General features: G+C 37.0%; 30 protein-coding genes. All 30 read left to right on the forward strand.

Annotated features, from left to right (window positions below; genetic code table 11):
* Positions 1–17 precede the first annotated feature (17 nt).
* Positions 18–1,490 (forward strand): flagellar hook-length control protein FliK, encoded by a 1,473-nt coding sequence (locus tag AC6IWN_RS05260; RefSeq protein ID WP_497991320.1) that lies wholly within the window; start codon positions 18–20, stop codon positions 1,488–1,490.
* Between the two features lie 21 nt (positions 1,491–1,511).
* Positions 1,512–2,339 carry a flagellar hook capping FlgD N-terminal domain-containing protein gene (locus AC6IWN_RS05265; protein ID WP_497991321.1) on the forward strand — a complete coding sequence of 276 codons (828 nt, stop codon included), beginning with the start codon at positions 1,512–1,514 and terminating at the stop codon, positions 2,337–2,339.
* Positions 2,340–2,372: 33 nt separating this feature from the next.
* On the forward strand, positions 2,373–2,765 hold the full coding sequence (locus tag AC6IWN_RS05270; protein WP_497991322.1) for a TIGR02530 family flagellar biosynthesis protein: 393 nt from the start codon (positions 2,373–2,375) through the stop codon (positions 2,763–2,765).
* Between the two features lie 82 nt (positions 2,766–2,847).
* The gene (locus AC6IWN_RS05275; protein ID WP_497991323.1) at positions 2,848–4,293 is read left to right on the forward strand and encodes a flagellar hook protein FlgE; all 1,446 of its coding nucleotides are present in this window, start codon (positions 2,848–2,850) and stop codon (positions 4,291–4,293) included.
* Positions 4,294–4,517: 224 nt separating this feature from the next.
* Entirely contained in the window at positions 4,518–4,709 is a 192-nt protein-coding gene (locus tag AC6IWN_RS05280) for a flagellar FlbD family protein (RefSeq protein ID WP_497991324.1), read from the forward strand.
* Positions 4,710–4,787: 78 nt separating this feature from the next.
* Positions 4,788–5,291, forward strand: a complete 504-nt coding sequence (locus AC6IWN_RS05285; RefSeq protein ID WP_497991325.1) for a flagellar basal body-associated FliL family protein — start codon at positions 4,788–4,790, stop codon at positions 5,289–5,291.
* Between the two features lie 62 nt (positions 5,292–5,353).
* Complete coding sequence (fliM, locus tag AC6IWN_RS05290) at positions 5,354–6,334, forward strand: flagellar motor switch protein FliM (RefSeq protein ID WP_497991326.1); 981 nt, start codon at positions 5,354–5,356, stop codon at positions 6,332–6,334.
* Between the two features lie 7 nt (positions 6,335–6,341).
* The gene (gene fliY / locus AC6IWN_RS05295; protein WP_497991327.1) at positions 6,342–7,520 is read left to right on the forward strand and encodes a flagellar motor switch phosphatase FliY; all 1,179 of its coding nucleotides are present in this window, start codon (positions 6,342–6,344) and stop codon (positions 7,518–7,520) included.
* Positions 7,521–7,570: 50 nt separating this feature from the next.
* Positions 7,571–7,933: a response regulator gene (locus AC6IWN_RS05300; protein ID WP_497991328.1), complete on the forward strand. Its 363-nt coding sequence runs from the start codon at positions 7,571–7,573 to the stop codon at positions 7,931–7,933.
* A 6-nt stretch (positions 7,934–7,939) separates the two neighbouring features.
* Positions 7,940–8,374 (forward strand): flagellar biosynthetic protein FliO, encoded by a 435-nt coding sequence (locus tag AC6IWN_RS05305; RefSeq protein ID WP_497991329.1) that lies wholly within the window; start codon positions 7,940–7,942, stop codon positions 8,372–8,374.
* Positions 8,375–8,410: 36 nt separating this feature from the next.
* Positions 8,411–9,268 carry a flagellar type III secretion system pore protein FliP gene (fliP, locus tag AC6IWN_RS05310; RefSeq protein ID WP_497991330.1) on the forward strand — a complete coding sequence of 286 codons (858 nt, stop codon included), beginning with the start codon at positions 8,411–8,413 and terminating at the stop codon, positions 9,266–9,268.
* 16 nt (positions 9,269–9,284) lie between these two features.
* The gene (gene fliQ, locus AC6IWN_RS05315) at positions 9,285–9,560 is read left to right on the forward strand and encodes a flagellar biosynthesis protein FliQ (protein WP_497991331.1); all 276 of its coding nucleotides are present in this window, start codon (positions 9,285–9,287) and stop codon (positions 9,558–9,560) included.
* Positions 9,557–10,324, forward strand: a complete 768-nt coding sequence (gene fliR, locus AC6IWN_RS05320; RefSeq protein WP_497991332.1) for a flagellar biosynthetic protein FliR — start codon at positions 9,557–9,559, stop codon at positions 10,322–10,324. The genes fliQ and fliR overlap by 4 nt, the downstream gene beginning before the upstream one ends.
* 14 nt (positions 10,325–10,338) lie before the next feature.
* On the forward strand, positions 10,339–11,472 hold the full coding sequence (flhB, locus tag AC6IWN_RS05325) for a flagellar biosynthesis protein FlhB (RefSeq protein WP_497991333.1): 1,134 nt from the start codon (positions 10,339–10,341) through the stop codon (positions 11,470–11,472).
* Between the two features lie 121 nt (positions 11,473–11,593).
* Entirely contained in the window at positions 11,594–13,627 is a 2,034-nt protein-coding gene (flhA, locus tag AC6IWN_RS05330; RefSeq protein WP_497991334.1) for a flagellar biosynthesis protein FlhA, read from the forward strand.
* Positions 13,627–14,838, forward strand: a complete 1,212-nt coding sequence (gene flhF / locus AC6IWN_RS05335; protein WP_497991335.1) for a flagellar biosynthesis GTPase FlhF — start codon at positions 13,627–13,629, stop codon at positions 14,836–14,838. The genes flhA and flhF overlap by 1 nt, the downstream gene beginning before the upstream one ends.
* 2 nt (positions 14,839–14,840) lie before the next feature.
* Complete coding sequence (locus tag AC6IWN_RS05340) at positions 14,841–15,722, forward strand: MinD/ParA family protein (RefSeq protein ID WP_497991336.1); 882 nt, start codon at positions 14,841–14,843, stop codon at positions 15,720–15,722.
* Positions 15,723–15,770: 48 nt separating this feature from the next.
* Positions 15,771–16,532: a flagellar brake protein gene (locus tag AC6IWN_RS05345; protein ID WP_497991337.1), complete on the forward strand. Its 762-nt coding sequence runs from the start codon at positions 15,771–15,773 to the stop codon at positions 16,530–16,532.
* Positions 16,533–16,570: 38 nt separating this feature from the next.
* Positions 16,571–17,659 (forward strand): chemotaxis-specific protein-glutamate methyltransferase CheB, encoded by a 1,089-nt coding sequence (gene cheB, locus AC6IWN_RS05350; RefSeq protein WP_497991338.1) that lies wholly within the window; start codon positions 16,571–16,573, stop codon positions 17,657–17,659.
* Positions 17,660–19,744: a chemotaxis protein CheW gene (locus AC6IWN_RS05355; RefSeq protein ID WP_497991339.1), complete on the forward strand. Its 2,085-nt coding sequence runs from the start codon at positions 17,660–17,662 to the stop codon at positions 19,742–19,744.
* A gap of 13 nt (positions 19,745–19,757) precedes the next feature.
* Positions 19,758–20,210 (forward strand): chemotaxis protein CheW, encoded by a 453-nt coding sequence (locus AC6IWN_RS05360; protein ID WP_497991340.1) that lies wholly within the window; start codon positions 19,758–19,760, stop codon positions 20,208–20,210.
* 23 nt (positions 20,211–20,233) lie between these two features.
* Positions 20,234–20,854 (forward strand): chemotaxis protein CheC, encoded by a 621-nt coding sequence (locus AC6IWN_RS05365; protein ID WP_497991341.1) that lies wholly within the window; start codon positions 20,234–20,236, stop codon positions 20,852–20,854.
* Positions 20,855–20,863: 9 nt separating this feature from the next.
* Positions 20,864–21,349, forward strand: coding sequence for a chemotaxis protein CheD (locus AC6IWN_RS05370; RefSeq protein ID WP_497991342.1), 486 nt, complete (start codon positions 20,864–20,866; stop codon positions 21,347–21,349).
* 78 nt (positions 21,350–21,427) lie between these two features.
* On the forward strand, positions 21,428–21,682 hold the full coding sequence (locus AC6IWN_RS05375; RefSeq protein WP_497991343.1) for a hypothetical protein: 255 nt from the start codon (positions 21,428–21,430) through the stop codon (positions 21,680–21,682).
* A 69-nt stretch (positions 21,683–21,751) separates the two neighbouring features.
* Positions 21,752–22,522, forward strand: coding sequence for a FliA/WhiG family RNA polymerase sigma factor (locus AC6IWN_RS05380; RefSeq protein WP_497991344.1), 771 nt, complete (start codon positions 21,752–21,754; stop codon positions 22,520–22,522).
* Between the two features lie 61 nt (positions 22,523–22,583).
* Entirely contained in the window at positions 22,584–24,191 is a 1,608-nt protein-coding gene (locus tag AC6IWN_RS05385) for a flagellar assembly protein A (protein WP_497991345.1), read from the forward strand.
* Between the two features lie 39 nt (positions 24,192–24,230).
* Positions 24,231–24,536, forward strand: coding sequence for a hypothetical protein (locus tag AC6IWN_RS05390; RefSeq protein ID WP_497991346.1), 306 nt, complete (start codon positions 24,231–24,233; stop codon positions 24,534–24,536).
* Between the two features lie 13 nt (positions 24,537–24,549).
* On the forward strand, positions 24,550–25,227 hold the full coding sequence (locus AC6IWN_RS05395) for a DUF6115 domain-containing protein (RefSeq protein WP_497991347.1): 678 nt from the start codon (positions 24,550–24,552) through the stop codon (positions 25,225–25,227).
* Between the two features lie 20 nt (positions 25,228–25,247).
* Complete coding sequence (locus tag AC6IWN_RS05400; protein WP_497991348.1) at positions 25,248–25,760, forward strand: hypothetical protein; 513 nt, start codon at positions 25,248–25,250, stop codon at positions 25,758–25,760.
* A gap of 193 nt (positions 25,761–25,953) precedes the next feature.
* A complete protein-coding gene (locus AC6IWN_RS05405) occupies positions 25,954–26,334 on the forward strand; it encodes a GntR family transcriptional regulator (RefSeq protein WP_497991349.1) in 381 nt (126 codons plus the stop codon).

Raw genomic sequence — 26,334 nt, forward strand, 5'->3', positions numbered from 1 at the left:
AAGAAAGGAGGAAACGTATGACGACACAGAGTGTGCAAACACAGTCACCAAAAACCGTTGCAAACATTACGGGAGGCGGAAGTAGTAAACCGAAGCATGCTGGGAATGCATTTGATTTTTTTATCAACAGCTCCATGAAGATGACAGATATCAAATCAAATTCTCAATCACAGGATATTAGTAGTTCAAACACGAAGGATAACAATCAGAAAAATCCAACTAAGTTGAAGGACAATAATCAGGATGATCAAAGCAAGGTAACAAAAAGTGATAATCCGTTTCGACAAGTTAAAAAACAAAACGATATCTCGGTAAACGATGATAAGGTTTCTACTGTTAATGACGACGTTAAGGATGATAAGGAAGATGCGATTACGGATAATCAACAGCTGATATCACAAATTGTAGGAATGCTACAGACGGTGAAGGAAGCAGCAATGAAAGTTTTGAATTTATCTTCGGATGAACTTAATCAACTTTTATCTGATCAAGGAATGACACTAAGTGATTTACTTCAACCCGAAAAATTGCAGCAACTGGTTCTTGCAAGCAAAGGAACGAATGATATTCTGTCAGCGGTTACCGATGAGAGTCTTGCAGATACCATGAATCAGCTTCTCCAAGCAGTAGACGAGATTAAAGATAATAATAATCTAGGTCTTACTGTAGATCAGATCAAAGAGCTACTCGTGCAGGCGAAGGATCAGGGAAATGAACAAGTTAATGAGGTAATGCCTAAGATCGTTAGCGAAGAGCCGATGGATGTTACTCCTAATCAGCAGACTCCGGTAACTAACAAACTGGTATCTGATACAAAGGAAGAAGTAAGTACAAAGGATCAGACTTCAGGTAGTACGAATGATGCGAAAGTAGTAACTCAAGAACCAAAAACACATGCTGAATTGTCACAAAACCAGAATTCGAACCAAAAAGGTAAGGATGAGCCTGGCTTCAAAGATCAATTTCAGGCATTTGTTGATAATCTAGCTAAATCAGCGCAAAGTGTACAAAACGAATCTACGACTGGTATATCCCAGATAGCGCAGTTTCGGGATGTTGTGAACCAAATCGTTGATAGTATTAAAGTTTCTGTTTCACAAAATAATGCAAAAATGGAGCTTCAACTAAATCCTGAAAACCTTGGCAAGGTTAACCTTACCGTACAGTCAAAGAATGGTGTGATGACAGCCCAATTTGTAGTTCAGAATGAAGTAAGCAAACAAGCGATTGAAAGTCAAATCCAAACTCTTCGTGACACATTAAACCAGCAAGGAGTTAAGGTAGAAGCAATTGAAGTAACTGTTTCAGCGAACGCATTTGAACAAAACAGTAGCCAGAACTCAAATAACGAGGCTGAGACACAAAAGAATCCATCCGGTAAGAAGATCACTCTTGATGAAGCGTTATCCATGACAGAAGTTATGGAGGAAACAGGTAATACAGAGAATGTCTCAGACTTAACGGGAAGCCAAATTAATTATACGGCATAATTTCAAGAAAGGAGGAAAAACATGAGCGATTTGATTCAAACAGTGAAAAATGGTGTGGTTCAACCAAACGAAAGTACTGTTTCAAATAAGAAATCCGGTAGTGCGTTAGATAAGGATGCATTTCTTCAACTTTTAACCACTCAGATGAAATATCAGGATCCACTGAATCCTAGTTCTAACACAGAATATGTGGCACAGCTTGCAACCTTTTCTCAACTAGAGCAGATGCAGAATTTGAGTAATACAACTACAAATTCTCAGGCGTTTAACTTGGTTGGTAAGAATGTCATCGTTAAGAATGTAGATAACGCTGGCAATACAACGTATGTTAACGGAGTTGTTGATTTCGTTAATGTTACCGGAGGAAAGGCACAGATGTCAATCGGTGGTAAATTTTACACCCTTGATAAATTGGATACGATTATTGATGACCAATTTGTTCGAAACCAAAATCTACCGGGCATAACGGATGCAACAAAACTGAAATATGATGGAGAAAAGCCAACCGATCTTAGCTTCAAGGTTAATTTGGGCTCAGGAGATACCAAAGCAGATGATATAGCGATTGCGATCAACGGTAATCTAGTGGATTCGAGTCTAGTAAAATTAACAGGTGATACCGTAAAGATTGATAAATCAGCATTTAAAGATCTTACAAACGGTACATATAAGATTACGGTAGCATTTAATGACTCTGAATATACTGTTGTAAGGGATAAGATTACACTTGAAGTACAGAAAGCAGTTACATCAGATGATACCCCTCCTGCAAGTGGAGATGGTACAACAGGTGGTACCCCTCCTACAGACGGAGATGGAACATCAGGAGGTAGCGGTACAAATGCATAAGCATTGCGCCTTGAATGGAAGGATGGAGGTTTAATGAATATTCCGGTAAATCAATTCCCGTCCATAGAGCAGATGACGCAGCAATTAAATGCAACAAAGAGCAATAGCGCAGGTGTCAAAAAGCAGATAGTATCAACTCCTTTCAGTGAGATTTTAAAGAATCAGCAAACTGAAGTGAATGAGTTGAAATTCTCAAAACATGCAAATGAGCGTTTGGCAAGTAGAAATATTGATTTGACAGACGAACAGATGGAGAGATTGGAGATTGGTACGAAAAAAGCGGGAGAAAAGGGAATCAATGAATCCCTGGTTATGGTAGACAATCTGGCATTTGTCGTAAGCGTGAAGAACAATACGGTAATCACAGCGGTAAATGACGGAGATGACAAAGTTTTTACAAATATTGATGGTGCAGTAATCGCCTAAAGCCGGACCTAACGGAGGCTTTTGTATCCATGAATGACAGATTGGATACGGATAATGTAGCATAAAATGGAGGTCAATAATTATGATGAGATCATTATTCTCTGGTGTATCGGGCTTAAAAGTTCACCAGACAAAAATGGACGTAATTGGTAATAATATTGCCAATGTTAATACTGTCGGATTTAAAGCAAGTAGTGTAAGTTTTTCCGATGTATTTTATCAAACAACACAGAGTGCAACCGGACCGAATGCGCAGACCGGTGCAGCAGGACGTAATGCAATGCAGATTGGTTTGGGTGCAGGAGTTGCAGCTATATCAAATAGTATAACAACAACAGGTGCTTCACAAAGAACGGACAACCCTTTTGATATTATGATTGATGGTAACAGTTTCTTTATCGTTAATAGCGGTGGTACCAATTATTTTACAAAGGCAGGTTCCTTTACAGTAGATGCTCAGGGTAGATTATGTACACCTTCCGGAGCGTCAGTAATGGGATGGCAGGTAGACCCGAATGATCCGACCAAAACGGTCGCAGATAAGGTATCTCCTTTGACTTTAATGTCAGCAGCAAATAAATATGCTGAACCGGAAGCTACATCTAATGTATATATTTCCGGTAACATTGATAGCATGGACACACAGCTTTCTAGTGCTACCGGTAGTATGGTAAACATCTCATTCTATGATAAGATGGGTCACGGTTATTCTGCAGATATGAAGGTTACTCAAACGGAAGACGCAACGAATACTTATAAAGTAGCATTAACTGATATAAAGGATGAATCCGGACAATCTATCTTTGTTACAAAGACAACAGATCCGGCGACCGGTGAGGTCACATATGGACCTTCCTCAATTACTACCTTTAATCTGGGATCATACAGCTATTCTGTATCAAACGTTGACCCAAAGACAGGTGCTGTTACAATTGATGCAACAGATTCTCCGGTAGTAACATTCAATGGTGCATCCGGTAAGTTTATTAGTGTGGGTGATGGAACGACCACTGGAAAAAGTATAGGACTTACCATTACAGCAGATCCAAATCCATTCGCCGATATTGATATAGACTTTTCTTCCCTTACAATGTATTCCACCAGCGGTTCTTCTTCAATCAAAGCGAATCGTGGTAGTGTTGATGGATTAGGTGCAGGTAAGAAGGTTGGTAATATGACTGGTGTGAGCATTGATGGTTCCGGTAAGATTTATGGTAAGTATGATAATGGTGATAGTAAGTTGCTTGGTCAGATTGCAGTAGCAAGCTTTGAAAACCCGGCAGGTCTTGAAGCAGTCGGCAACAGTATGTATGCATCAACCCAAAACTCTGGTGATTTTAACGGAATCGGACAAGATCCAACTCAGGGTGGTGGTAGTCTTACAACAGGTGTATTAGAGATGTCCAATGTGGATCTGTCTCAGCAGTTTACTGATATGATTACAACACAAAGAGGTTTCCAGGCTAACTCAAGAATCATTACCACTTCAGATTCATTGTTAGAGGAATTGATTAATTTAAAAAGATAAGATGAGATAGGCAGATATAGTTTATAGTATTTGCCTATGTTATGGGGCTGATGCAGAGTTAGTCTAATATTGGTTCAAATAAGACATAATAATGCATTGGCTCCATCTTTATATACGATAATCATTACATAATTATATATGAATAATTAATAAGGTATGATTAACATACTTTTAATAACGATTAAGTTAAGAGTAACAGAATGTCTTAGCAGAAGGAGGATTTTATGATTGAAGTAACCAGATTGAATAATGAAAAAATTATCATTAATGCAGAACTGATTGAAAAGGTCGAAGAAACTCCTGACACGATAATTACACTTACAAATGGGAGTAAATTAGTAGTAAAAGAAAGTAGACAAGATGTTAAAAATCTTGTAATATTATACAAAAAAGCAATATTTGGTCGAGAATTGTAAGAAAACTAAGATTACCTGCTGCATACATAAGGGCATGGTAAATTAATATAGAACGTAAGCTAAGGAGGAAGTTATAGAATGAAAAAGAACATATTGACTATCGTTATTATGGCAATTGTACTGATTAATACGGTATTAACGGCATTATTAATCTTTACTATAGTCCCAACAGCGAATAGGACGAATGCATTGGTATCAAAGGTGGCATCCATAGTGGATCTTGAAAAGGAATCTCCGGATGGTGAGGACAATATAAGTGTAGAGGATATGGAATCATATCCTATCACAGATAAATTGACTATCAATTTAAAAAGTACGGATGGGAAAGAAAACTATGCAACACTTAATGTCTCCCTCGTTATGAATATGAAAAATAAAGAATATGCAAAAATGAAAGATACAGTTGAACCGAATGTTTATCAAATAAAAGAAATTATTCAGGATGAATTTGCTAAGTATACAAAGGAAGAAGTGCTGAGTAATAAAGAAAAAATCAAAGATAATATTTTAGTGAAAATCCAAGATTTATTTAAATCGGATTTTATCATAAAAGTCAATTTCACGAATTTGTTGATTGGGTAAGAAATATGATGATTTTAGATTTTTTTTATGTTATTATGTAAAAGTAATAGGAGGTCAATAGAATGGGCGATGTCTTATCCCAAAACGAGATAGATAATCTGCTGGCAGCACTGAGCAGTGGAGAGCTTGATGCGGATGAATATAAGCAGACGTCGGAAAAACAGATTAAGAATTATGACTTTGCCAGACCATCCAAGTTTTCTAAGGAACATCTACGAACGTTGAATATTATTTTCGAGCATTATGCCCGTTTGTTATCTACAAACTTACCCGCATACCTTCGTAAAAATGTTCAGGTAGAAGTAGTAAATTCAGAAGCGGTTCAGTATTCGGAATTTACAAACGCCCTATCTAATCCGGTATTGTTAGGTATCATTGATTTCTCCCCTCTTGAGGGAAATATTATCATTGAACTTGCAGACAATCTAGGTTATGCGATTGTTGACCGAATGTTAGGTGGTGGAGGATACCCGCTAGATAAGGTTCGGGATTTCTCGGAGATCGAGTTATCCATAATAGAGCGAATATTTAATGTTTGCACAAACCTGTTAAGTGAACCCTGGACAAATGTAATTCAAATTCATCCGAGATTGCTGAGAATAGAAACAAATTCACAATTTGCACAAATTATTTCACCAAGTGAAATGATTTCACTTGTAACTTTGAATATAAAGATAGGTAATATTGAAGGCATGATGAATATTTGTCTCCCTTATGTTTGCTTAGAAAAGGTAATTGATAAGTTAAATACGAAATATTGGTATTCTACTATGCAGATGATAGATAATCAATCCTATCAAGATGTAATTGAACTGGCTATATCAAAAGCAAAAGTACCTCTTCGTGCCGTGTTGGGTAAAAGCACGATATCGGTAAACGATTTTATGAATATCCAAAAAGGCGATATCATTAAACTAAGCTCTAAAGTTGATGATGAATTAGACGTATATGTAGGGAACTTATATAAATTCACTGCGCTACCCGGAGCATCCTCAGGCTCCTATGCAGTGAAAATTTCAACAGTTATAAGAGGAGAGGAGTAAAATTGCTATGGATGGTATGCTATCCCAAGAAGAGATAAATGCGTTGTTAAATGGCATTAACTCAGATGATTCAGCGGACAGTGCTCCGGCAGAAACCTTAACTGATGCGGAAAAGGATGCTGTAGGTGAGATTTCTAATATAAGCATGGGAACTGCAGCAACAACGCTGTTTTCCTTAGTTAATCAAAAAGTTAATATTACAACACCAATTGTTGAATATGCAACATGGGACGATATAGTTAACAGCTATGATAAACCCTGTGTTTTCATCCAGATTTACTATGAAGAAGGATTGGATGGTAACAACATCCTGATTTTAAAGGAAGCAGATGTTAAAATAATCGCCGACTTAATGATGGGTGGTGACGGCTCCAATATAGCCGGTGAGTTATCTGAATTACACCTAAGTGCAATTAGTGAGGCGATGAACCAGATGATGGGTTCTGCGGCTACTTCGATTTCTTCCATGTTGGAGAAAAAGGTTAATATCAGCCCGCCTACAGCTAAGGTAGTAGAATTATTTGAAAATATTAGAGGTGAAAACATCGCTTCATTCCTAAATGGAAGTTTTGTAAAAGTATCGTTCCATATGGTAATCGGCGATTTAGTAGATAGTGTTTTAATGCAATTGTATCCTTTTGATTTCGCAAGAGATTTGTATCGACAATTCATGCAGGCTACATCGTTGGAACCGGATGTACCAACAAGACCTCAGCAAGAACCGGCTCCGCAACCACAACCTGCTCCGGCACCGGTAGCTCCTGCTCCGGTACAACAAGCGCCGCCGCAAATGCAACAACCTGGATATAATAATCCATATCCTTACCCCAATCCATATCCTAATCAGGGTGGTATGCCAGCGATGCCATACATGATGCCTCCGATGCAGGATGTCAATGTTCAACCGGTACAGTTTGCAGCGTTCAGTCAAAATATGAACCCTGTTATACAACCCGAGAATATAGATTTGTTAATGGATGTTCCTTTAGAGGTAACCGTAGAATTAGGTAGAACAAGTAAATCGATCAAAGAGATTCTTGATTTTACACCGGGAACCATTATTGAATTGAATCGCCTGGCAGGAGAACCGATTGATGTTTTAGTAAACGGTAAGTTCGTTGCTAAGGGAGAAGTGGTAGTAATGGAGGAAGCCTTCGGCATCAGAGTTACAGAAATAATTAAATAATTATTATAAAATTGAATGAAAACAACTACAAAATGATAGGAGATTATAATATGGCAAAAAATATTTTAATTTGTGACGACGCGGCATTTATGAGAATGATGATTAAAGATATTTTAACCAAGAATGGTTATACTATTGTAGGAGAAGCTGAGAATGGCCTTAAAGCTGTTGAGAAGTATGCCGAGACAAAACCTGATTTGGTTATGATGGATATTACAATGCCGGAAATGGATGGTATTCAAGCACTTAAAAAGATTAAGTCAACTGATCCAAGCGCAAATATAATTATGTGTTCTGCAATGGGACAACAAGCAATGGTTATTGAGTCAATTCAGTCAGGAGCGAAAGATTTTATCGTTAAACCGTTCCAGGCAGACAGAGTGTTGGAAGCAGTTAAGAAAGCGGTGGGTTAATAAATTATGTTGGGAAAATCGATGGTTCTATTGCAGTCCTTTGTTGGTCAAGTGGTATTAACATCCCCGGCACCAACAATTAAACCGGGCGGTAAGCCTTTTCCCGACGATAGTAGTTGGTTGCAATTAGTAGGCTTGGTATTTATACTTATCGCTATCCTTTTTGCAGCCTATTATACATCTAAGTTAGTAGGAAAGTTTTCGATTGGGCAGCTTAAAAACAGCAATTTTCATGTAATTGATACTTATCGCATCAGCCCCAATAAATTTCTTCAGATTATTAAGGTAGGAAATAAATTTATTGTGATTTCGGTAAGTAAGGAACACGTTCAGTTTATTACTGAGCTTGATGAATCGGAAGTATTTATTCGAGATACTCAAAGTAAAGAGAATATGAGTTTCAAACAAATATTTGAAAAAATCAGAAATAAAGCAGACTGAAAATTATCGTGTATGCTATAGAGAAGGTTGATACCCATGAATAAAAAAGTTTCCAAAAGCGTAAAAAAAAAGCCAGCTGTTGTGATTATAATGTTGATGATTTGTATGTTAGCTTTGTTCGGTGGACAGAGAGCTTATGCAACCACCACGAATAATAACACAACGAATACTACAGGTAGCACCAATACAAATAAAACAGGGGACAGCAATGTTAATGGTAATCTGGGACCACTCCAATTTTCATTAAACACCGATAAAAACGGTGGTGGTTTATCAGCATCACTTCAGATGCTTTTGATTCTCACGATTATCAGCCTTGCACCTTCTATATTGATTATGGTAACCTCTTTTACCAGAATTATCATTGTGTTACATTTTGTTCGATCAGCAATAGGTACACAAACAACACCCCCCAATCAGATACTTGTAGGTTTAGCTTTGTTTCTAACATTTTTTATTATGTCACCTGTGTTTACTAAGGTGAATACGGAGGCAATCCAGCCGCTTGCCCAGGGCAAGATATCGCAGCAGCAAGCTTATGATAAGGGAATTGCACCGCTTCGAACCTTTATGTTAAGTCAGGTCAATGAAAAGGATTTAAAACTTTTCATGGACATAGCACAGTTGAAACCGGTAGATAATGTAGATCAAATTCCAATTACGGTAATTATACCCTCTTTCATCATTGGAGAATTAAAAAAAGCATTTATTATAGGGTTTTTAATATATATTCCCTTTATTATTATTGATATGGTAGTTGCATCCACCCTGATGTCGATGGGTATGATGATGCTTCCGCCAACGATGATATCCATGCCGTTTAAAATATTATTATTTATTATAGCAGATGGTTGGAATCTCATCATAGGAGAACTTGTAAAGACATTTTATTAATGGGGGATGATCTGGAATGAATGAAAACATAGTAATTGATATTGCCAGAGATGCTATTTATCTGGTTTTGAAAACTTCCGCTCCAATGCTGCTCGTCTCCCTAGTTGTTGGTTTAATCATTAGTATATTCCAAACAGTAACTTCAATACAGGAGCAAACCCTCACATTTGTTCCAAAACTGATTGCAATATTATTGGTTATCATACTATTTGGAGGATGGATCCTTAACTCTTTAAAAGAATATATGATCCAGTTGTTTTCTCAGTTTAGCTTTTATATTCACAACCTATGACATTTACATTAATTAATTTTGAAGTATTTTTACTTATACTTGTGAGGATAACCGGATTTATCTATACGGCTCCTTTTTTTTCACTAAGAAATGTACCAATTATAGCTAAATCGGCGCTTTCGGTTTCATTTGCCGCCATTTTGTTTTATACAATCCCGATGAATCCTCCCAGGTATGACGGGATAATTGGTTTTAGCGTTCTAATAATCACAGAAGCACTGGCAGGAGTCATTATGGGCTTCTTTACCAATATCGCATATTATATTCTTAACTTTGCCGGACAACTTTTGGATATGGAAATCGGTTTTTCCATGATGAGTCAATTAGATCCGGTATTGAATGTTGAATCAACAATAACGGCGAATTTATATGGTAATCTGGTTTTGTTGATTATGCTGATAACCAATTTACATCATTATTTTATAAAGGCGCTGGTGGCTTCCTTTGAGAAAATTGCGGTAGGAGAAGTAGTAATTGATCCAAATGTTTATCATTTAATGGCAAAATTCATGGTTGATTATTTTGTTATAGCATTTCGTATCATATTACCTGTATATGCCGCACTTTTAGTAGTAAATACGATTTTGGCAATCTTAACCAGAATTGCTCCGCAGATGAACATGTTTGTTATTGGTATGCAGATTAAAATTTTTATTGGTTTAGTAGTTTTAATTTTGATCATGGGTTTAGTTCCGTCAGTTGCCGATTTTATTTTTAATGAAATGGTAACAATGCTAAAGGCTTCCATGGAGCTTTTACATTAGAAGAGGAGCTTGGGATGATATTAGATGAGCAAATAAGACATTCAAAAATTCTCCTTCGCTATAACCTTCAATTTTTTGCCGGTGGCGGTGGAGCAGATAAAACGGAAGAACCAACCGCGAAAAAGCTAAGTGATGCCAGACTAGAAGGGCAAGTTGCTCAAAGCAAGGAACTTACTACTGCAGCTGGTTTGGTGATTCTATTTGTTACACTCAAGTTTTTTGTAGGATCGTTCGGTCAACAATTTGTAGATGGTTTTAAAAAATATTACAGTATTATTGAAAAATTTTCGCGAGAAGATATTACTTTGCCGGCTGCAGAGAACATCTTATTTAATGCAATTATATCGATTGTAGTTATTGCCCTTCCGGTACTGATTGCCGGTTACATCATTTCATTTGTAATTGTTCTTTTTCAGGTGAAATGGAAGATCTCAGGTAAGGCGTTACAACCTAAATTTTCGAAAATTAACCCGGTTAGCGGTTTTAAACGAATTATATCTAAGGATAAAATCGTTGAATTACTTGTAGATGTTGTTAAGATTGTTGTGATTTGTTATATCTCGTATTCCACATTAAAACAGGAATCAAAGAACTTGTTATTGCTTTATGATATGAAGCTAGAGCAGGCATTACAGCTAGTTGGCGACTTAGTAATTAATTTGGGTTTGAAGATCAGCATAATCTTTTTAATCATAGGATTAGCTGATTTAATATATCAGAAGTTGAAATTTAAAAAAGATATGAGAATGTCAAAACAAGAAGTTAAAGATGAGTTTAAAAACTCGGAAGGTGATCCGCAGGTCAAAGGTAAAATTAAAGCTAAGATGAAAGAAGTTTCCACAATGAGAATGATGCAGTCCCTTCCGAAGGCAGACGTCGTTATTACGAATCCGACTCATTTTGCTGCAGCAATTTCATATGAGAAGGATGCTGCGTCGGCACCGATCTTAATTGCAAAGGGTGCAGATTTTCTGGCTCAGAGAATTAAAGATGCAGCGAAGGAAAATCACATCGAAATAGTGGAAAACAAGCCTTTAGCGAGAATGCTTTATTATAATGTTGAGATAGGAGCGGAAATTCCTCCGGAACTCTATCAGATGACTGCGGAAGTTTTGGCATATGTTTATGGATTGAAAAACAATTCTTAACATTTGATCATATATTAGGAGGTAATACTTCTTGTATCATGGAGGAACCCCTCCAATTAACTGGAGAAGACTTCTGCTTTAGAGAGGAATAATCCATAGTGACAGGAGGCTTGGAAGAGGGATGAAAAAAAATGACATGATTGTCGGGTTGTTTTTGCTTTCTGCAATCGTATTTTTAATTATTCCTATGAATACATTATTACTCGATTTGTTATTAGCTTTAAATATATCAGTGGCTATGGTTGTATTGTTTAATGCGATGTTTACAAGAGAAGTGCTGAATATGTCAGCGTTTCCAACAATCATATTATTCACGACCGTATTCCGTATCTCATTGAATGTATCCAGTGTTCGTATCATTCTGGGAACCGGTGAGGGTGGTAATGTAATTGAAACCTTCGGTCAATTCGTAGGTGGAGATAAACTGGTAATTGGTATTATCGTGTTTATTATACTAATTATGGTTCAGTTTATGGTAATTAATAAAGGTTCCGAACGTGTTGCTGAGGTAACCGCCAGATTTACGCTGGATGCAATGCCCGGTAAGCAGATGGCTATCGATGCGGATCTGAATACCGGAGCCATCACAGATAAGGAAGCAAAGCAACGTCGTGAAAAGATTCAAGAGGAATCCGCCTTCTTTGGAGCGATGGATGGTGCTACAAAGTATGTTAAGGGTGATGCAATCGCAGGTTTAATTATAACGATAATTAACTTGGCCGGCGGAACGATTATGGGTATTACGTCAATGGGTTATGGAGCGGCTGAAGCTTTTCAACACTTTGCGACATTAACGATTGGTGATGGTCTGGTAAGCCAGATTCCTTCCCTTATGATATCTCTGGCAACCGGTATACTAGTAACAAAAGCATCCAAAGAGGCTGATTTTGGCGATATGCTGATCAAACAGCTCTTTTCGATTCCGAAGGTTCTATATATGGTTGGCGGCAGTATGATTGCGTTAGGATTTTTGACACCACTAAGTAATTTCTTGTTTACTGCATATGGCCTGATGTTTATTGTATCTGGTAGAATGATCTCAAATAAAATTGATGTGGAATCAATTGAAACCGAAGTATCTTCCGAGGAAGCTTCAGCGAACGAAATTAGAAAGCCTGAAAATGTAGTATCCCTTTTACAGGTAGATCAAATCGAGTTAGAGTTTGGTTATGGTATTATCCCATTAGCGGATACTAGCCAGGGCGGTGACTTACTTGACCGTGTTGTTTTAATTCGTAGACAAATTGCCCTTGAGCTGGGCTGCGTCGTACCAATGATCCGATTAAGGGATAACATTCAGCTAAATCCTAATCAGTATATCGTTAAAATTAAGGGGATACAGGTGAGTGAAGGTGAGATTCTCTTTGATCATTATATGGCGATGAACCCCGGCTATGTAGAGGAAGAGATTACGGGTATTCCAACCTTTGAACCATCTTTCCATCTACCTGCAATCTGGATCACTGAGGCGCAGCGCGAAAGAGCTGAGACACTTGGTTATACCGTAGTGGATCCGCCATCTATTATAGCAACTCATTTAACCGAGATCATCAGAGGTCATATATTTGAATTACTTACCAGACAAGATGTTCAAGGACTTATTAATAATATTCAGGAATCTCATCAGACGCTTGTATCGGAATTGGTTCCGAAATTGCTTAATATCGGTGAGATACAAAAAGTGCTACAAAACCTGTTAAGAGAAGGTGTTTCTATCAGGGATTTGGTTACGATATTGGAAACTTTGGCCGATTATGCACCGACAACCAGGGATACCGATGTGTTAACTGAGTATGTAAGACAGAGTTTAAAGCGAGCAATATCAAGCAAGTTCTTTCCATCCGGCGAGATGACCAATGTGGTTACACTTGATCCGAAGGTGGAACAGGATATCATGGGATCAGTTAAGCAATCAGAACAAGGTGCATATCTTGCTTTAGATCCAGCAATTACAAAAGAAATCATTCAATCCGTACAGTCAGAAATACATAAGCTGGAAGAATTGGGAAGGATGCCTATCGTTATTACTTCTCCAATTGTAAGGATGTATTTTAAACGGCTCACTCAGGATTACTTTCAGGATTTGGTTGTGATTTCATACAATGAAATAGATTCGAATGTAGAATTACAGTCAGTTGGGATGGTGACAGTATAATGATAATTAAGAAATTTCAGGCAAATACAGAAACAGAGGCAATCATGCTTGCAAAGGAGGAACTTGGCAAGGATGCTATTGTAATGAACATAAAAACAGTATCGCCTAAGGGGATTTATAAAGTTTTTCGTAAATCGGTTGTTGAAATCACCGCCGCTGTGGATGAGAATGTGACATATAAGCCGGAACGTCCTAAGCCGGAGCTTCAGCCACCGGTTTTGAAGAAACCTTTTAATCCGGATATCATCTATGATGATGAACCATTTAATTCTTCTACCCTTACAAGAGGGAGTTCTGCTTCTGAAACATCTGCAATTGAGGACAAGCTAAATAATCTTCAAAGTTTATTAGAAAAACAGATGAATGAAAAGGAAAAGGAAACAGAAGAGAAGAAGGAGCCTAAACCAGCGGAAACAAATAAGAATATTGCTTGTATTCAATTGATCTATAATCAGTTGGTATCAAATGAAGTTGATGAAAAATTTGCAAACCAAATTATTACAGAGATTGAGGGCAACCTGAAAAAGGATGCTTCGATGGATAATATTCTTTCTAGTATTTATCAAAAGATTGTATTAAAACTTGGACAACCTAAAATGATAACCATGAGTGAGAAAACACCCAAGTTTGTGTTCTTTATTGGACCTACCGGGGTAGGAAAAACAACTACGATTGCTAAAATTGCCTCCAAATTTAAAATGAATGAAAAGGCAAAGGTGGCTTTTTTAACAGCAGATACTTACCGAATCGCTGCAGTTGAGCAGCTGAGGACTTATGGTAATATTCTTTCCATCCCGTTAAAAGTAGTATATACAGAAGATGAATTAAAACAAGCTAAGGATGAATTCTCTGAGTTTGATCTGGTATTTGTTGATACCGCAGGACGTTCACACCGTAATAAGGAGCAGAGGGATGATATTGAAACGCTTATTAACGTAATTCCTGAGGATGAAAGAGAAGTTTATCTGGTATTAAGTGCAACAACAAAATACAGAGATTTGGTTAAAATTACAGAAGCTTATTCAGAAATTATTAATTACAATCTTATTTTCACAAAGTTAGATGAGACTACTTCCATTGGTAATCTGTTTAATATTCACATGTTAACCGAGGCACCTTTATCCTATGCCACTTATGGGCAAAATGTGCCGGATGATATTGCGCGTATTGATGCTCAAAGTATCGCTAAGCAACTTCTAAGGGGGCAATAAAAATGGATCAGGCTGAAAATTTAAGAAAAATGATAAAAGAACAAACTTCCCCAAGAAGAGTAGCAAGAGTTATTACCGTAACAAGTGGGAAAGGCGGAGTGGGAAAATCCAGCATATCGGTAAACTTAGCAATCGCTCTCAGCAAATTAGGTAAGAGAGTTGTTATAATTGATGCTGATTTTGGACTAGCGAATGTGGAAGTCATGCTTGGAATTCGGCCACAATATAACCTTGCTGATCTAATGTTCAGAGGAAAGAATCTAACTGATATTATTACAGAGGGACCGGATAATATTGGATTTATTTCCGGAGGTTCAGGTATTCAGGAACTGACTAATCTGACAAAAGATCAAATCGTATATTTAATCCAGAAGCTTGTAGAATTGGATCAAAAGGCAGATGTTGTTATTGTTGATACAGGAGCGGGAATTGCAGATTCTGTTTTAGAGTTTGTAGCAGCCAGCTCTGAAGTTATATTAGTTGCAACCCCGGAGCCTACCTCTATCACGGATGCTTATGCTCTATTAAAAACCTTGAATCGTAAAACGGATGTTGTGTTACAGGATACGGTCATCAAGATGGTTGCTAACAGAATTGACTCTTATGATGGTGGTAAGGAATTATATGAGAAACTAAGCTTGGTTGTAAATAAATTTCTTGATTTAAAGTTAGAATATTTAGGAGCGCTTCCACAGGATCCAATTGTATCAAAGGCTGTAATGTTACAAAAACCAGCCTTAAATGTGTATCCAAATTCACAATTTTCTAAAACACTCATGAGTTTTGCTGAAAATTTATGTGATCATAAAGTAGAGAATATACAGAGTAAGAAGGGAATTGCGCAGTTATTCACAAATCTACTAAGATCAAGAATTACCAAGTAAACTAAAATTGCGTAAAAGACAGATGATTAAACCCTAGGGGGGGATGGAATGTTTCGAGAAGTCTTGAATATTGGCGACAAAATTGACATCAGACATATACTAAAATCCGGCAGTCCATATCCGAATGCCAGAACGTATGCAAGTCAGTTGATTGACACAATCAATAATGATGTAATTCATATCGCAACTCCAATTAATAATAGTACACCTATCATTTTAAATGTGGGTGAATACTATAATCTCTGTTTCTTTTCCTCACTAGGTTTGTATCAATGCAATTGTGAGGTATTAAAAAATCAGAGAGAGAATAATATAATCGTTGCCATTGTAAGAATCACTTCGAATCTGGAGAAGATTCAAAGAAGGCAGTATTATCGCTTGGAGTGCGTGTTAAATGCGGATTACCGCATTATCTCAAATGAAGAAGAACAGTTAAATAGGAAAGTAGCATCGGACGATTTTATAAGTAATGAAGAACGAATCAGTTGCAAAAAAAAATTATTAGAATTTAATTCGCAGTGGATTAAGTCTATTATCATCGATATCAGCGGTGGTGGCATACGATTTACTTCATCAGTTCTACATGAATCCGGTGAAAGTATAAAATTAAAATTAGAATTAGCTATGGGATCAGGAATAAAAATCATGATGCTAGGAGCAAATATACTATCCTCGAGCAGGATTTATAATAAATCCGGTGTTTATGAACATAGAGTAGAATTTAATGATATTAATAAGAAAGATAGGGAAGAAATCATTAAATACATCTTTGAACAAGAACGAAAACGCAGAGGTTCGATGAAGAATTAAGTAGAATATTTCATATTAAAGGAAGGATTTATCAAAATATGAAGAAAAATATTTTAATAATAGATGACTCTGCACTTATGAGAAGGGTACTCTCTGATATAATAAATTCAGATAATCGTTTTCAAACAGTTGATACTGCGATAAACGGATTAGAGGGTCTCCAGATATTACAGACAAAAGCGAAGGAATATGATGCAGTTTTATTAGACATCAACATGCCTCGTATGAGCGGCATAGAATTGCTGGAGCAACTCAAGATACAACAAATCAAGATTACGATTATTATTGTTAGCACAATTGCAACGAAGGATGCCAAAGAAACCATTCGTGCCTTAGAGCTTGGAGCTTTTGATTTTGTAACAAAACCGGAAAGCTATTTGGAATTTAAGAACTATGTATTCTCAAACCGTCTTTTAGACTGCTTGGCGGTTGCAACAAAAGCTGAAGTGGTGAAGAGCATTACGGTGCCGGTGGTGGATCATCCGAAAGTAAAAGCAACCCCAAAATCAAAAGTGCAGAATAAACCAATTAAAACTTCAGACATATCGAACAAGCTTATAGCAATTGCTTGTTCTACCGGTGGACCAAAGGCGTTACACAGTGTAATACCAAATCTGCCAAAGAACTTGGATGCTCCCGTCTTAATTGTTCAACATATGCCTGGTGGATTTACGAAATCATTGGCGGATCGTTTAAATGAGATAAGTTCGTTGACGGTTAAGGAGGCACAGGACGGTGAATTCATCAGTAAGGGAATGGCCTATATCGCAAAAGGCGGATGTCAGATGAGGCTAAAATGTCACGAAAACGGCCAATATTATTTGGCAGTATCGGTGGAACCTGCCAGACACGGATTATTACCTTGTGCTGATATCATGTATGAATCATTGGAGGATATCGGTTTAAATCAATTAACTTGTGTCGTACTAACAGGAATGGGCAGTGATGGAACTGCCGGAATAAAGAAAATTCACAAAAAACAAAATATACATGTGATAGCACAGAATGAAGAAACCAGTATTGTTTATGGTATGCCTAAGGTTTTAAAGGACGCTGGTTTGGTAGATGAAGTAGTTGCGTTAAATGAAATTTCTGATGCCATCATAAAGAATGTGGGGGTGTATTAAATGGACGTAAGTCAATATCTTGAGATTTTTATTGAGGAAACAAAAGAGCATTTACAAAATTTGAATGAACATCTTTTGATTTTAGAGCGTGAGCCAGAGAATGAAGGAACCATCAATGAGATATTCCGTGCAGCTCATTCACTAAAAGGTATGTCAGGTACCATGGGATATAAGAGAATGCAGCACTTAACTCATGATATGGAGAATGTGTTCTCCGAAATCAGAAACGGTAAGTTGAAAGCATCATCAGAGTTGGTTGATATCTTATTCAAAGGATTGGATGCACTGGAAACTTATCTTGGCAATATCCAATCAGATGCAACAGAAGGCGAAAACGATAATGAAGATATTATCAATGCATTGAATAATTATCTCAATGCCGGTCTTGGAAAAGAACCGGTACAAGCCGTACAGGCTGCAGTTCCTGCCAAGGTAGAGGAAGCTCCGGTAGCGGATAACGGTTTAATGAAATTTAAGAACATCAATTTAGAAGAGCACGAGAAAAAGGCTATCGTTAAGGCAGGCATGATTGGTCTTAATGTAATTGGTCTTACGGTTTACATACACGAGTATTGTGTTTTAAAGGGAGCGAGAGCTTTCATGGTAAACCGTAGTCTTGAGGAGATGGGAGAGATTATTAAATTAAACCCTAGCGCACAGGACTTAGAGGACGAAAAATATGATTTTGACTATTCTGCTTATATCATTACGAAAGAGACACCTGAGACTATCGCAAAAAATGCTTCTTCCGTTTCTGAAGTAAAAGAAGTTGTTGCCGATTACATCAAATTATCAGATGCAGAAGTGGCTCAGTATACCGCAGCATTAAATCAAAGTGATGCTCCTTCTGCTCAGGCAAACAAAGCAAAGGATAGCAGTTCCTTAAAGACCGGCAATGCTCCTTCAGCGAAGCCAGCAGCAAAACCGATTGCAAATCGTTCGGTTCGTGTAGATATTGATAAGTTGGATGTTCTTATGAACCTTGTAAGTGAGTTAATCATCGCGAAGAATGGTTTGATATCAATAAGCGGTTCTTCCAATATTATGTTAGATAATACTTTCCATGAGCAAATTGAATATCTGGAAAGAGTAACAACGAACCTTCATGAATCTGTTATGAAGACACGAATGGTGCCAATTGAAAGTGTTGTAAATCGTTTCCCTAGAATGATTCGAGACTTATCAAAGTCCTTGAATAAGGAAATGGAATTATATATGACCGGTGAAGAGACAGAATTAGATCGTACCGTTATCGATGAAATCGGTGATCCTTTAATGCATCTGCTTCGTAATGCAGCAGACCATGGTTTAGAGTCTAATGAGGAGAGAAGCAAGAATGGTAAAAATCCTGTTGGTTCCATCTTCCTCGATGCATACCAGGATGGCAATAACGTAGTGATTGAAGTAAGAGACAATGGCGGCGGTATCAATACAGAGAGAATTAAGAAAAAAGCGATTGAACGAGGTTCTATTACCGAAGAGCAGGCACTTAGTATGACGGATAAGGATTTTATTGATATCTTATTCCAACCAAGCTTTTCAACAGCAGAACAGGTAACTGATGTATCCGGTAGAGGTGTTGGTCTTGATGTTGTTAAAACAAAGATCGAGGCACTTGGTGGAGAGATTGAAGCAAAAACAAAGCTTGGAGAAGGTTCCAATTTTATTATTCGCTTACCGCTCACACTTGCCATTGTACAGGCACTCATGGTTATCATCGGTGATGAAAAATATGCCCTTCCATTAGGAAGTATTCAAACGGTTGAGGACGTTCCATTAAGCGATATTAAAACAGTATCGGGTAAGGAAGTAATTAACCTAAGAGGTAGCATTGTTCCGATTGTTCGTCTGAGAAATGTCTTAAAATGTAATAATCCGGAAGCTGAGAAAGAAGAACTTACCATCGTTATCATGAAGAAGGGTGACAGACTTGCCGGTATGGTAGTGGATGAATTACTGGGCCAGCAGGAAATTGTTATCAAATCAATAGGAAAGTACATCAAGAATCATAAGATCATTAGTGGTGCAACCATTCTAGGTAATGGTGAAGTGGCTCTTATTCTGGATGTTAATTCTTTAATATAAGGGGGATAACAGAATGGAAGCAAATGATGCAAAACAATTTATTGTAGCAAATCTTAACAATGAACTATATGGTATCGAAATTAAGTATATTGATAATATTATAGTAATGCAAAAAATCACCAGAGTACCAAAGTCACAATCCTATTTTAAGGGTGTAATCAATCTGAGAGGAGAGATTGTTCCTGTTCTTAGCCTAGGCCATAGATTAGGAAATCTCAATGCAGATGAAACTGCTAAAACTAGAATTATCATTGTAAGACCTGAGCCTCAGGCTGCACCACTTGGGTTGATTGTGGATGGGGTAAAGGAAGTTATTACAATTGAGCCGGACGATATTGAGAAAATCAACTATGATGAAAAAGAATCAAAGATTAACTTTAGTATTGGAGTTGGAAAATATGAGGATGATTTAATTAACTTATTAAATATCCCGGCAGTTATTTTTGATAAAGAAACTAGTAACTAATAATAATTTGTGAGGTGTATTGTATGTCCCAGATAGATTTAAACAAGCTTGATTATATGCAATATGATGTTCTTCGTGAAATTGGTAATATTGGAGCGGGTAATGCTACTACCGCACTCTCACAAATGATTAATGCGAAAATCGATATGAAGGTGCCGAAAGTTGATTTACTCGAGTTTAAGGATCTTTCGGATATAGTTGGTGGCGCAGAAAATCTCGTAGTCGGTATCTTGTTTACTTTACAAGGAAATATAGATGGAATGATGATGTTTATGATGAACATCGAAGCTTCCAGACATTTAGTTAATTTATTGATTGGAAATATGAATGATAATGTAAATGAAGAATTCACAGAGATGGAATTATCTGCATTGAATGAAATTGGTAACATTATTGCCGGAGCATATCTTTCCTCTCTTTCTTCACTCACTAACATGTTAATAACGTCCAGCGTACCCTATATGGCAATTGATATGGCCGGAGCAATTCTTAGTGTTCCTGCAATAGAATTTGGCAAGATCGGTGATAAGGCTTTGTTGATTCAAACAGAATTCGGTGATGAAGTACGATCAGTAAACGGCTACTTTATATTAATACCTACATTAGAATCGTATGACGGAATATTATCTTCATTAGGATTATAGGGTGAATACATGGGTGAAATGATTAAGGTCGGGATGGCCGATTTGAATGTTTGTACCGCGCCGAATGTGATAACAACCCTTGGACTTGGCTCTTGTGTCGGAATTGTCCTTCATGACCCGCTGAGAAAAATAGCAGGGATGGTACACATTATGCTTCCTGACAGCACAAAGATTTTGAACAACGAAAATAAAGCAAAATTTGCAGACACAGGAATAGATGCGTTAATACTGGAAATGACTAAAATAGGTGCGGAACGTAGAACATTAATTGCGAAGATTGCAGGCGGAGCGCAGATGTTTGCATTTAGTAACAACAATGAAATGATGAGAATTGGTGATCGTAATGTCGAAGCGACTAAATTGAAATTACAGCAACTCGGCATCTCTATTAAAGCCGAAGATACAGGGTTGAATTATGGTCGTACCATCGAATTTTATCCTGATACAGGGATGTTACTAATAAAATCCGTTGGAAAAGAGAAAAAATTGATTTGATTTTATCTAGGAACGAATTGATTTCTTCTTTCGTTATACAGGTGGGATGCATGTATAAGAATATAGAGGGAGGTCAATATGCAAGTAAGATATATACCGGCTTTTATTGTACTTATTGCAGCAGCGATTACAAGTGTAATCAATATAGTGATTAATATTGACATATTAACCGGGTTAAAAAGATTACTGTTAGTAATTATCATATTTTATATCATAGGGTTGATTACCAGAACAGTGATTACCAATATAATAACACCAAAGCAGAAAAATATAAAAACAGAAGAAGTCCAGGAAGAGATACCACAACCGGAATCGAATAATGATTCAAAGTGATACTTTCAATTGGATCGTATGTAGATCAAAAGATTTTACATCAATATCTGTTAAGTTTCAGGAGGAATTATGGACGCTGAAAATAAGCAAAAGCTTTGGGAAGATTATTCCAAAAAAAGAGCACCGGAGCTTCAAGAAAAAATTTTAATTGAATATGCAGGATTGGTCAAAATGGTTGCAGGTCGCCTAAGTATGTATCTGGGTTATAATGTGGAATACGATGATTTGGTAGGGTATGGTACTTTTGGCTTGATTGACGCTGTGGATAAGTTCGATTATACTAAAGGGGTTAAGTTCGAAACTTATGCATCTTTAAGGATACGCGGTGCTATTTTAGACCAAATCCGGAAGATGGATTGGATTCCCCGAAGCATCAGACAAAAACAACGTAAAATTGATATGGCTTGCCAGAATCTTGAGTTGAAGTATGGACGTATGGCAAGTGATGAAGAGATTGCGATTGAGCTTGAAATCACTGTTGACGAGTTGGATACCTGGCAGAATCAGACGAAGGTAACCAATATTATATCGTTGGATGAGTTTATGGATCAGGGTAGTACTGAGAGTAAGATGGAATCACATCTGACCTCAGATTATGACCGACCGGAGCGCATATATGAAAAACAGGAGTTAAAAAACATTTTAATACAGACGCTGGAGACATTAACTGAAAAGGAAAAGAAAGTTATCATTCTGTATTATTACGAAGAATTAACTTTAAAGGAGATAAGCCGGATTTTAGAAGTTTCAGAATCTAGGATATCCCAGTTACACACGAAAGCGTTACAAAAAATGAAAATAAAGCTGGGGAATAATATAGAACTTTTAACTAGTTATTAAGGAATTAATAAGTAGATAGATTAACTAGACAAATGGATACTATATTAGGGGGGCTACTAAAATGAAAGGTAAGAATGGGTACTTCCAGTTATTAATTAAAAATGATGGTACATATTTAATCATTCATGAAGCACAGGAAGGCGGAGATGCCGTTTTTTATGATGAAATTAATACGTATCTGAGCGATCATAAAATTTATGAATTTGATAAAATTGCAATTGGAAGGGCTCTTACCATGTTAAGCGGTTCTGTAGAGTTGAAAATAACCTCTGCGGTTATCGGTCCAATTAGTGAAAGTGTAAGTATATTTGTTAATAGTGAGAAAACATACGCAAAGGGAAGATTCTATCCGCCCTCTAATAATGGTTCAAAAATGACGAAAGAAGATATTGTTCGTGCTTTGGTTGGATCAGGAATAAAGTATGGTTTAGATGATCAGGTCATTAATGAATTCTTGACGAATCGGGAATATTGTACGGATTATTATCTGGCGAAGGCCACTCCGGTTGCTCAGGGTAAGGATGCATACGTTACTTACTTTTTTAATACAGATCTTACTTTGAAACCAAAAAGAAATGAAGATGGAACAGTGGATTTCCATCAGCTTGATATTATTAGTCATTGTAGTAAAGGAGATTTGTTGGCGGAACTTACGCCGGTGGATAACGGAAAACCGGGTATTGATGTATGCGGTAATGTAATTCGACCTGCAAAGGTGAATAATAAAGTAATGCGCCATGGTAATAATGTGTTTTTATCCGAGGATGGACTTAAGATGTATTCCTCTGTCAGTGGTCATGTAAGTTTGACAGATGGGAGAGTATTTGTATCCGACACTTATGAAGTACCGGCGAATGTGGATGCTTCGACAGGTGATATCGCTTACGATGGTAATGTATTGATCCGTGGTAATGTAATTACTGGATTTACAGTAAGGGCCAAAGGAGACATCGAGGTAAACGGTGTAGTAGAAGGCGCATATTTGGAAGCCGGGGGGCAAATTATATTAAAACGTGGAATGCAAGGGATGAATCGAGGGGTTCTCAAGGCAAAAGGGAATATCATCACGAAGTTTTTAGAAAACTCAGAGGTGTTTGCCGGTGGTTATGTATCTACTGAATCAATCCTTCATAGTAAAGTCTCTGCGAAAGGTGATATCATAGTTGGCGGTAAAAGAGGCTTTGTTACCGGAGGAGAGATACGCTCTGCTACAAATATATCAGTAAAGACTGCAGGATCCCATATGGGGACTACAACATTACTTGAGGTTGGAATTGATCCTAGTATTGCACAGGAATATCGTGAACTAGAGAAAAAGATCACCGTTATGATGAAGGATAAAGAAAAGCTTACACAGGCCTTGGCTATTATTCGTAATAAATTGGACAAGGGCGCCGTCTTAGATAAAGAGAAGAAGGATCTGCTTATTCAAGTTACCAAGAATAATATTACGTTGGAAACAGAGCTTAAAGAAGCCAGAAAACGATGTGAGGAATTAAAAATAGAGATGGATAATGCGAATGCATCCGGTATGATAAAGGTATCGGACAGTGTTTATCCCGGTACGAAGATTGTAATCTCAAATGTGGTATATTTTGTACGGGAAGAGATTAAATATAGCAGGTTCATTCGAGAACGAGCTGATATAAAAATCATGCCATTTGCTTAAGTAATAAGGAGTTTGTCTTGTGACAGATTGGAGGTAGTTATGTCAATTAATCGAATCGATATTGTAAGAACTCAGGAAGTATCTCAGATTAAACACATTGAGAATCAACGAAGCCAACAAGCGCAAGACCAACTCGGCAAATCTTTTCAGCAGATGATTCAGCAGGATATGAAAAAACCTACTCAGGCTGCGAAATCTGATAATAACGAATATCGTTATGACGCAAAAGAAAAGGGTAATAATGAATATAAAGGTTCTAATAATAAAAAGAAAAATAGTGAAAAAGAAGATAAAAACAAATCAAAGGAACAGCAATATCAAGGTGGTATTGATATTTTGATTTGATTATGGAGGCATTATGACATTGCAAATAGCTCTAATTATCATTGGTATCATAACCATAGTGATTAGTTGTTTTGTGGTAGACAAATCACAAAATAATATATCAAAAGCTCCTGGTTTTGATTTTTTGATTGATAATGAATTAACAGATGTTCAAAAAAATAAAATTAGGGAAAAAATCGACGAGATGATATCAGAGGCAAGTGAAGAGGTAATTGTTCGCGCGGATGATACATTAAGCAAGATATCAAATGAAAAAATCATTGCAGTAAATGAATTTTCAGACCAGATATTAGAGAAAATCAATCGAAACCATGAAGAAGTAATATTTTTGTACAATATGTTAAACGATAAAGAAAAGGAAATAAAATCAACAGTACATGAAGTAAACACCTCAAAAAAGATTGCAAGTGAAACGATAGCAAATATATCGATTCCTACAGAAACAAATTCATCAAAAAGCCATCAAACGGTAATTACGCAAGCAGATCGCATTGATAACCGTTCAAATACATTAAACGATATAAAAGAACTTCATAAAGACTCGTCTGAGCAGGATATGGATGCAAATAATAATACACTTATCTTGGAATTATATAAACAAGGTAAATCAATTGTAGATATATCGAAGGAATTGGATCTGGGTCAGGGTGAAGTAAAATTAGTAATTGATTTGTTCAAAGCGAATAAGTAATGAAAGGCTTGGTATAAGATATGAAATTAAAATATTATATGAGGGGCCTTGGGATAGGAATTTGCTTAACGACTATTTTGCTTTCGTTTGGCAAGGTAAAGATGACGGATCAGGAAATAATACAACGTGCAGAAAAACTTGGAATGAAGTTACAAGATGAAACAGATGATGAATTACATAATGCACTGGATAAGATGAAAGTAACACTGACGCCTGTACCATCACCGTCTGCTAAACCGACGAAGGCTCCGACGTCAAAACCTACGGCTGAACCTACGAAAGAACCCACAAAAACTCCTACAAAAAAGCCAACGCCTACAACGAAACCGGTAGCAGCCTCCTTCTCCATCAAAAAAGGAATGACATCGGATAGTGTGGCATGGACGCTAAAAAAAGCAGGATTGATCAAAAATGCGGACAGCTTTAATGATTATATTATTAACAAAGGGAAGGCCAGTGTAATTCGAGTAGGATATTATTCGATTGCAAAGGGAGCCTCCTATGATGAAATCATTCGAAGGATTACAAAATAGAAATGTGGATAGAGTAAGAATATAGAGTTTTAATTAAAAGGAGACATCACTCTTTGCAGTTTTACTTAGGGTGATGTCTCCTTTTTTTGCCATTGATAAAGATGATATATTATAATTATTATTGACAAATGTACTTAACCTAACTATAATGTACTTATTGAATGAGTACATTAAGATACAAAGGTGGGATGATGTGGAAATAATTATCAGTAGCAATACGAGTAAACCAATCTATGAGCAAATCACTTCACAGATAAAAGCGATGATCATGAGCGGAGAATTGAAATCCGGTGATCCGATTCCGTCAATGAGAGCATTAGCAAAATCCATTCACGTAAGTGTGATTACGGTACAGAAGGCTTATGAAGATTTACAACGTGATGGGTTTATCGAAACCACGGTTGGAAGAGGAAGCTTCGTATCAGCGTTGAACAAGGATTTTTTTCAAGAAGAACAACAACGCAAGGCAGAAGAACATCTTCAAGCAGCAGTCGATATAGCACGTAACAGTGGTATTAAGGTTGATAAAATGATCGAACTTTTGACCATGTTTTATGATGAGGAGGATAAATAA

This window comes from Variimorphobacter sp. HTMS_6, from assembly GCF_059717775.1.

Bases quoted from the DNA above. Each gene is read 5' to 3' on its own strand.
- AC6IWN_RS05260 (WP_497991320.1), top strand. From the start codon at position 18: ATGACGACACAGAGTGTGCAAACACAGTCACCAAAAACCGTTGCAAAC.
- AC6IWN_RS05265 (WP_497991321.1), top strand. From the start codon at position 1,512: ATGAGCGATTTGATTCAAACAGTGAAAAATGGTGTGGTTCAACCAAAC.
- AC6IWN_RS05270 (WP_497991322.1), top strand. From the start codon at position 2,373: ATGAATATTCCGGTAAATCAATTCCCGTCCATAGAGCAGATGACGCAG.
- AC6IWN_RS05275 (WP_497991323.1), top strand. From the start codon at position 2,848: ATGATGAGATCATTATTCTCTGGTGTATCGGGCTTAAAAGTTCACCAG.
- AC6IWN_RS05280 (WP_497991324.1), top strand. From the start codon at position 4,518: ATGATTGAAGTAACCAGATTGAATAATGAAAAAATTATCATTAATGCA.
- AC6IWN_RS05285 (WP_497991325.1), top strand. From the start codon at position 4,788: ATGAAAAAGAACATATTGACTATCGTTATTATGGCAATTGTACTGATT.
- fliM (WP_497991326.1), top strand. From the start codon at position 5,354: ATGGGCGATGTCTTATCCCAAAACGAGATAGATAATCTGCTGGCAGCA.
- fliY (WP_497991327.1), top strand. From the start codon at position 6,342: ATGGATGGTATGCTATCCCAAGAAGAGATAAATGCGTTGTTAAATGGC.
- AC6IWN_RS05300 (WP_497991328.1), top strand. From the start codon at position 7,571: ATGGCAAAAAATATTTTAATTTGTGACGACGCGGCATTTATGAGAATG.
- AC6IWN_RS05305 (WP_497991329.1), top strand. From the start codon at position 7,940: ATGTTGGGAAAATCGATGGTTCTATTGCAGTCCTTTGTTGGTCAAGTG.
- fliP (WP_497991330.1), top strand. From the start codon at position 8,411: ATGAATAAAAAAGTTTCCAAAAGCGTAAAAAAAAAGCCAGCTGTTGTG.
- fliQ (WP_497991331.1), top strand. From the start codon at position 9,285: ATGAATGAAAACATAGTAATTGATATTGCCAGAGATGCTATTTATCTG.
- fliR (WP_497991332.1), top strand. From the start codon at position 9,557: ATGACATTTACATTAATTAATTTTGAAGTATTTTTACTTATACTTGTG.
- flhB (WP_497991333.1), top strand. From the start codon at position 10,339: ATGATATTAGATGAGCAAATAAGACATTCAAAAATTCTCCTTCGCTAT.
- flhA (WP_497991334.1), top strand. From the start codon at position 11,594: ATGAAAAAAAATGACATGATTGTCGGGTTGTTTTTGCTTTCTGCAATC.
- flhF (WP_497991335.1), top strand. From the start codon at position 13,627: ATGATAATTAAGAAATTTCAGGCAAATACAGAAACAGAGGCAATCATG.
- AC6IWN_RS05340 (WP_497991336.1), top strand. From the start codon at position 14,841: ATGGATCAGGCTGAAAATTTAAGAAAAATGATAAAAGAACAAACTTCC.
- AC6IWN_RS05345 (WP_497991337.1), top strand. From the start codon at position 15,771: ATGTTTCGAGAAGTCTTGAATATTGGCGACAAAATTGACATCAGACAT.
- cheB (WP_497991338.1), top strand. From the start codon at position 16,571: ATGAAGAAAAATATTTTAATAATAGATGACTCTGCACTTATGAGAAGG.
- AC6IWN_RS05355 (WP_497991339.1), top strand. From the start codon at position 17,660: ATGGACGTAAGTCAATATCTTGAGATTTTTATTGAGGAAACAAAAGAG.
- AC6IWN_RS05360 (WP_497991340.1), top strand. From the start codon at position 19,758: ATGGAAGCAAATGATGCAAAACAATTTATTGTAGCAAATCTTAACAAT.
- AC6IWN_RS05365 (WP_497991341.1), top strand. From the start codon at position 20,234: ATGTCCCAGATAGATTTAAACAAGCTTGATTATATGCAATATGATGTT.
- AC6IWN_RS05370 (WP_497991342.1), top strand. From the start codon at position 20,864: ATGGGTGAAATGATTAAGGTCGGGATGGCCGATTTGAATGTTTGTACC.
- AC6IWN_RS05375 (WP_497991343.1), top strand. From the start codon at position 21,428: ATGCAAGTAAGATATATACCGGCTTTTATTGTACTTATTGCAGCAGCG.
- AC6IWN_RS05380 (WP_497991344.1), top strand. From the start codon at position 21,752: ATGGACGCTGAAAATAAGCAAAAGCTTTGGGAAGATTATTCCAAAAAA.
- AC6IWN_RS05385 (WP_497991345.1), top strand. From the start codon at position 22,584: ATGAAAGGTAAGAATGGGTACTTCCAGTTATTAATTAAAAATGATGGT.
- AC6IWN_RS05390 (WP_497991346.1), top strand. From the start codon at position 24,231: ATGTCAATTAATCGAATCGATATTGTAAGAACTCAGGAAGTATCTCAG.
- AC6IWN_RS05395 (WP_497991347.1), top strand. From the start codon at position 24,550: ATGACATTGCAAATAGCTCTAATTATCATTGGTATCATAACCATAGTG.
- AC6IWN_RS05400 (WP_497991348.1), top strand. From the start codon at position 25,248: ATGAAATTAAAATATTATATGAGGGGCCTTGGGATAGGAATTTGCTTA.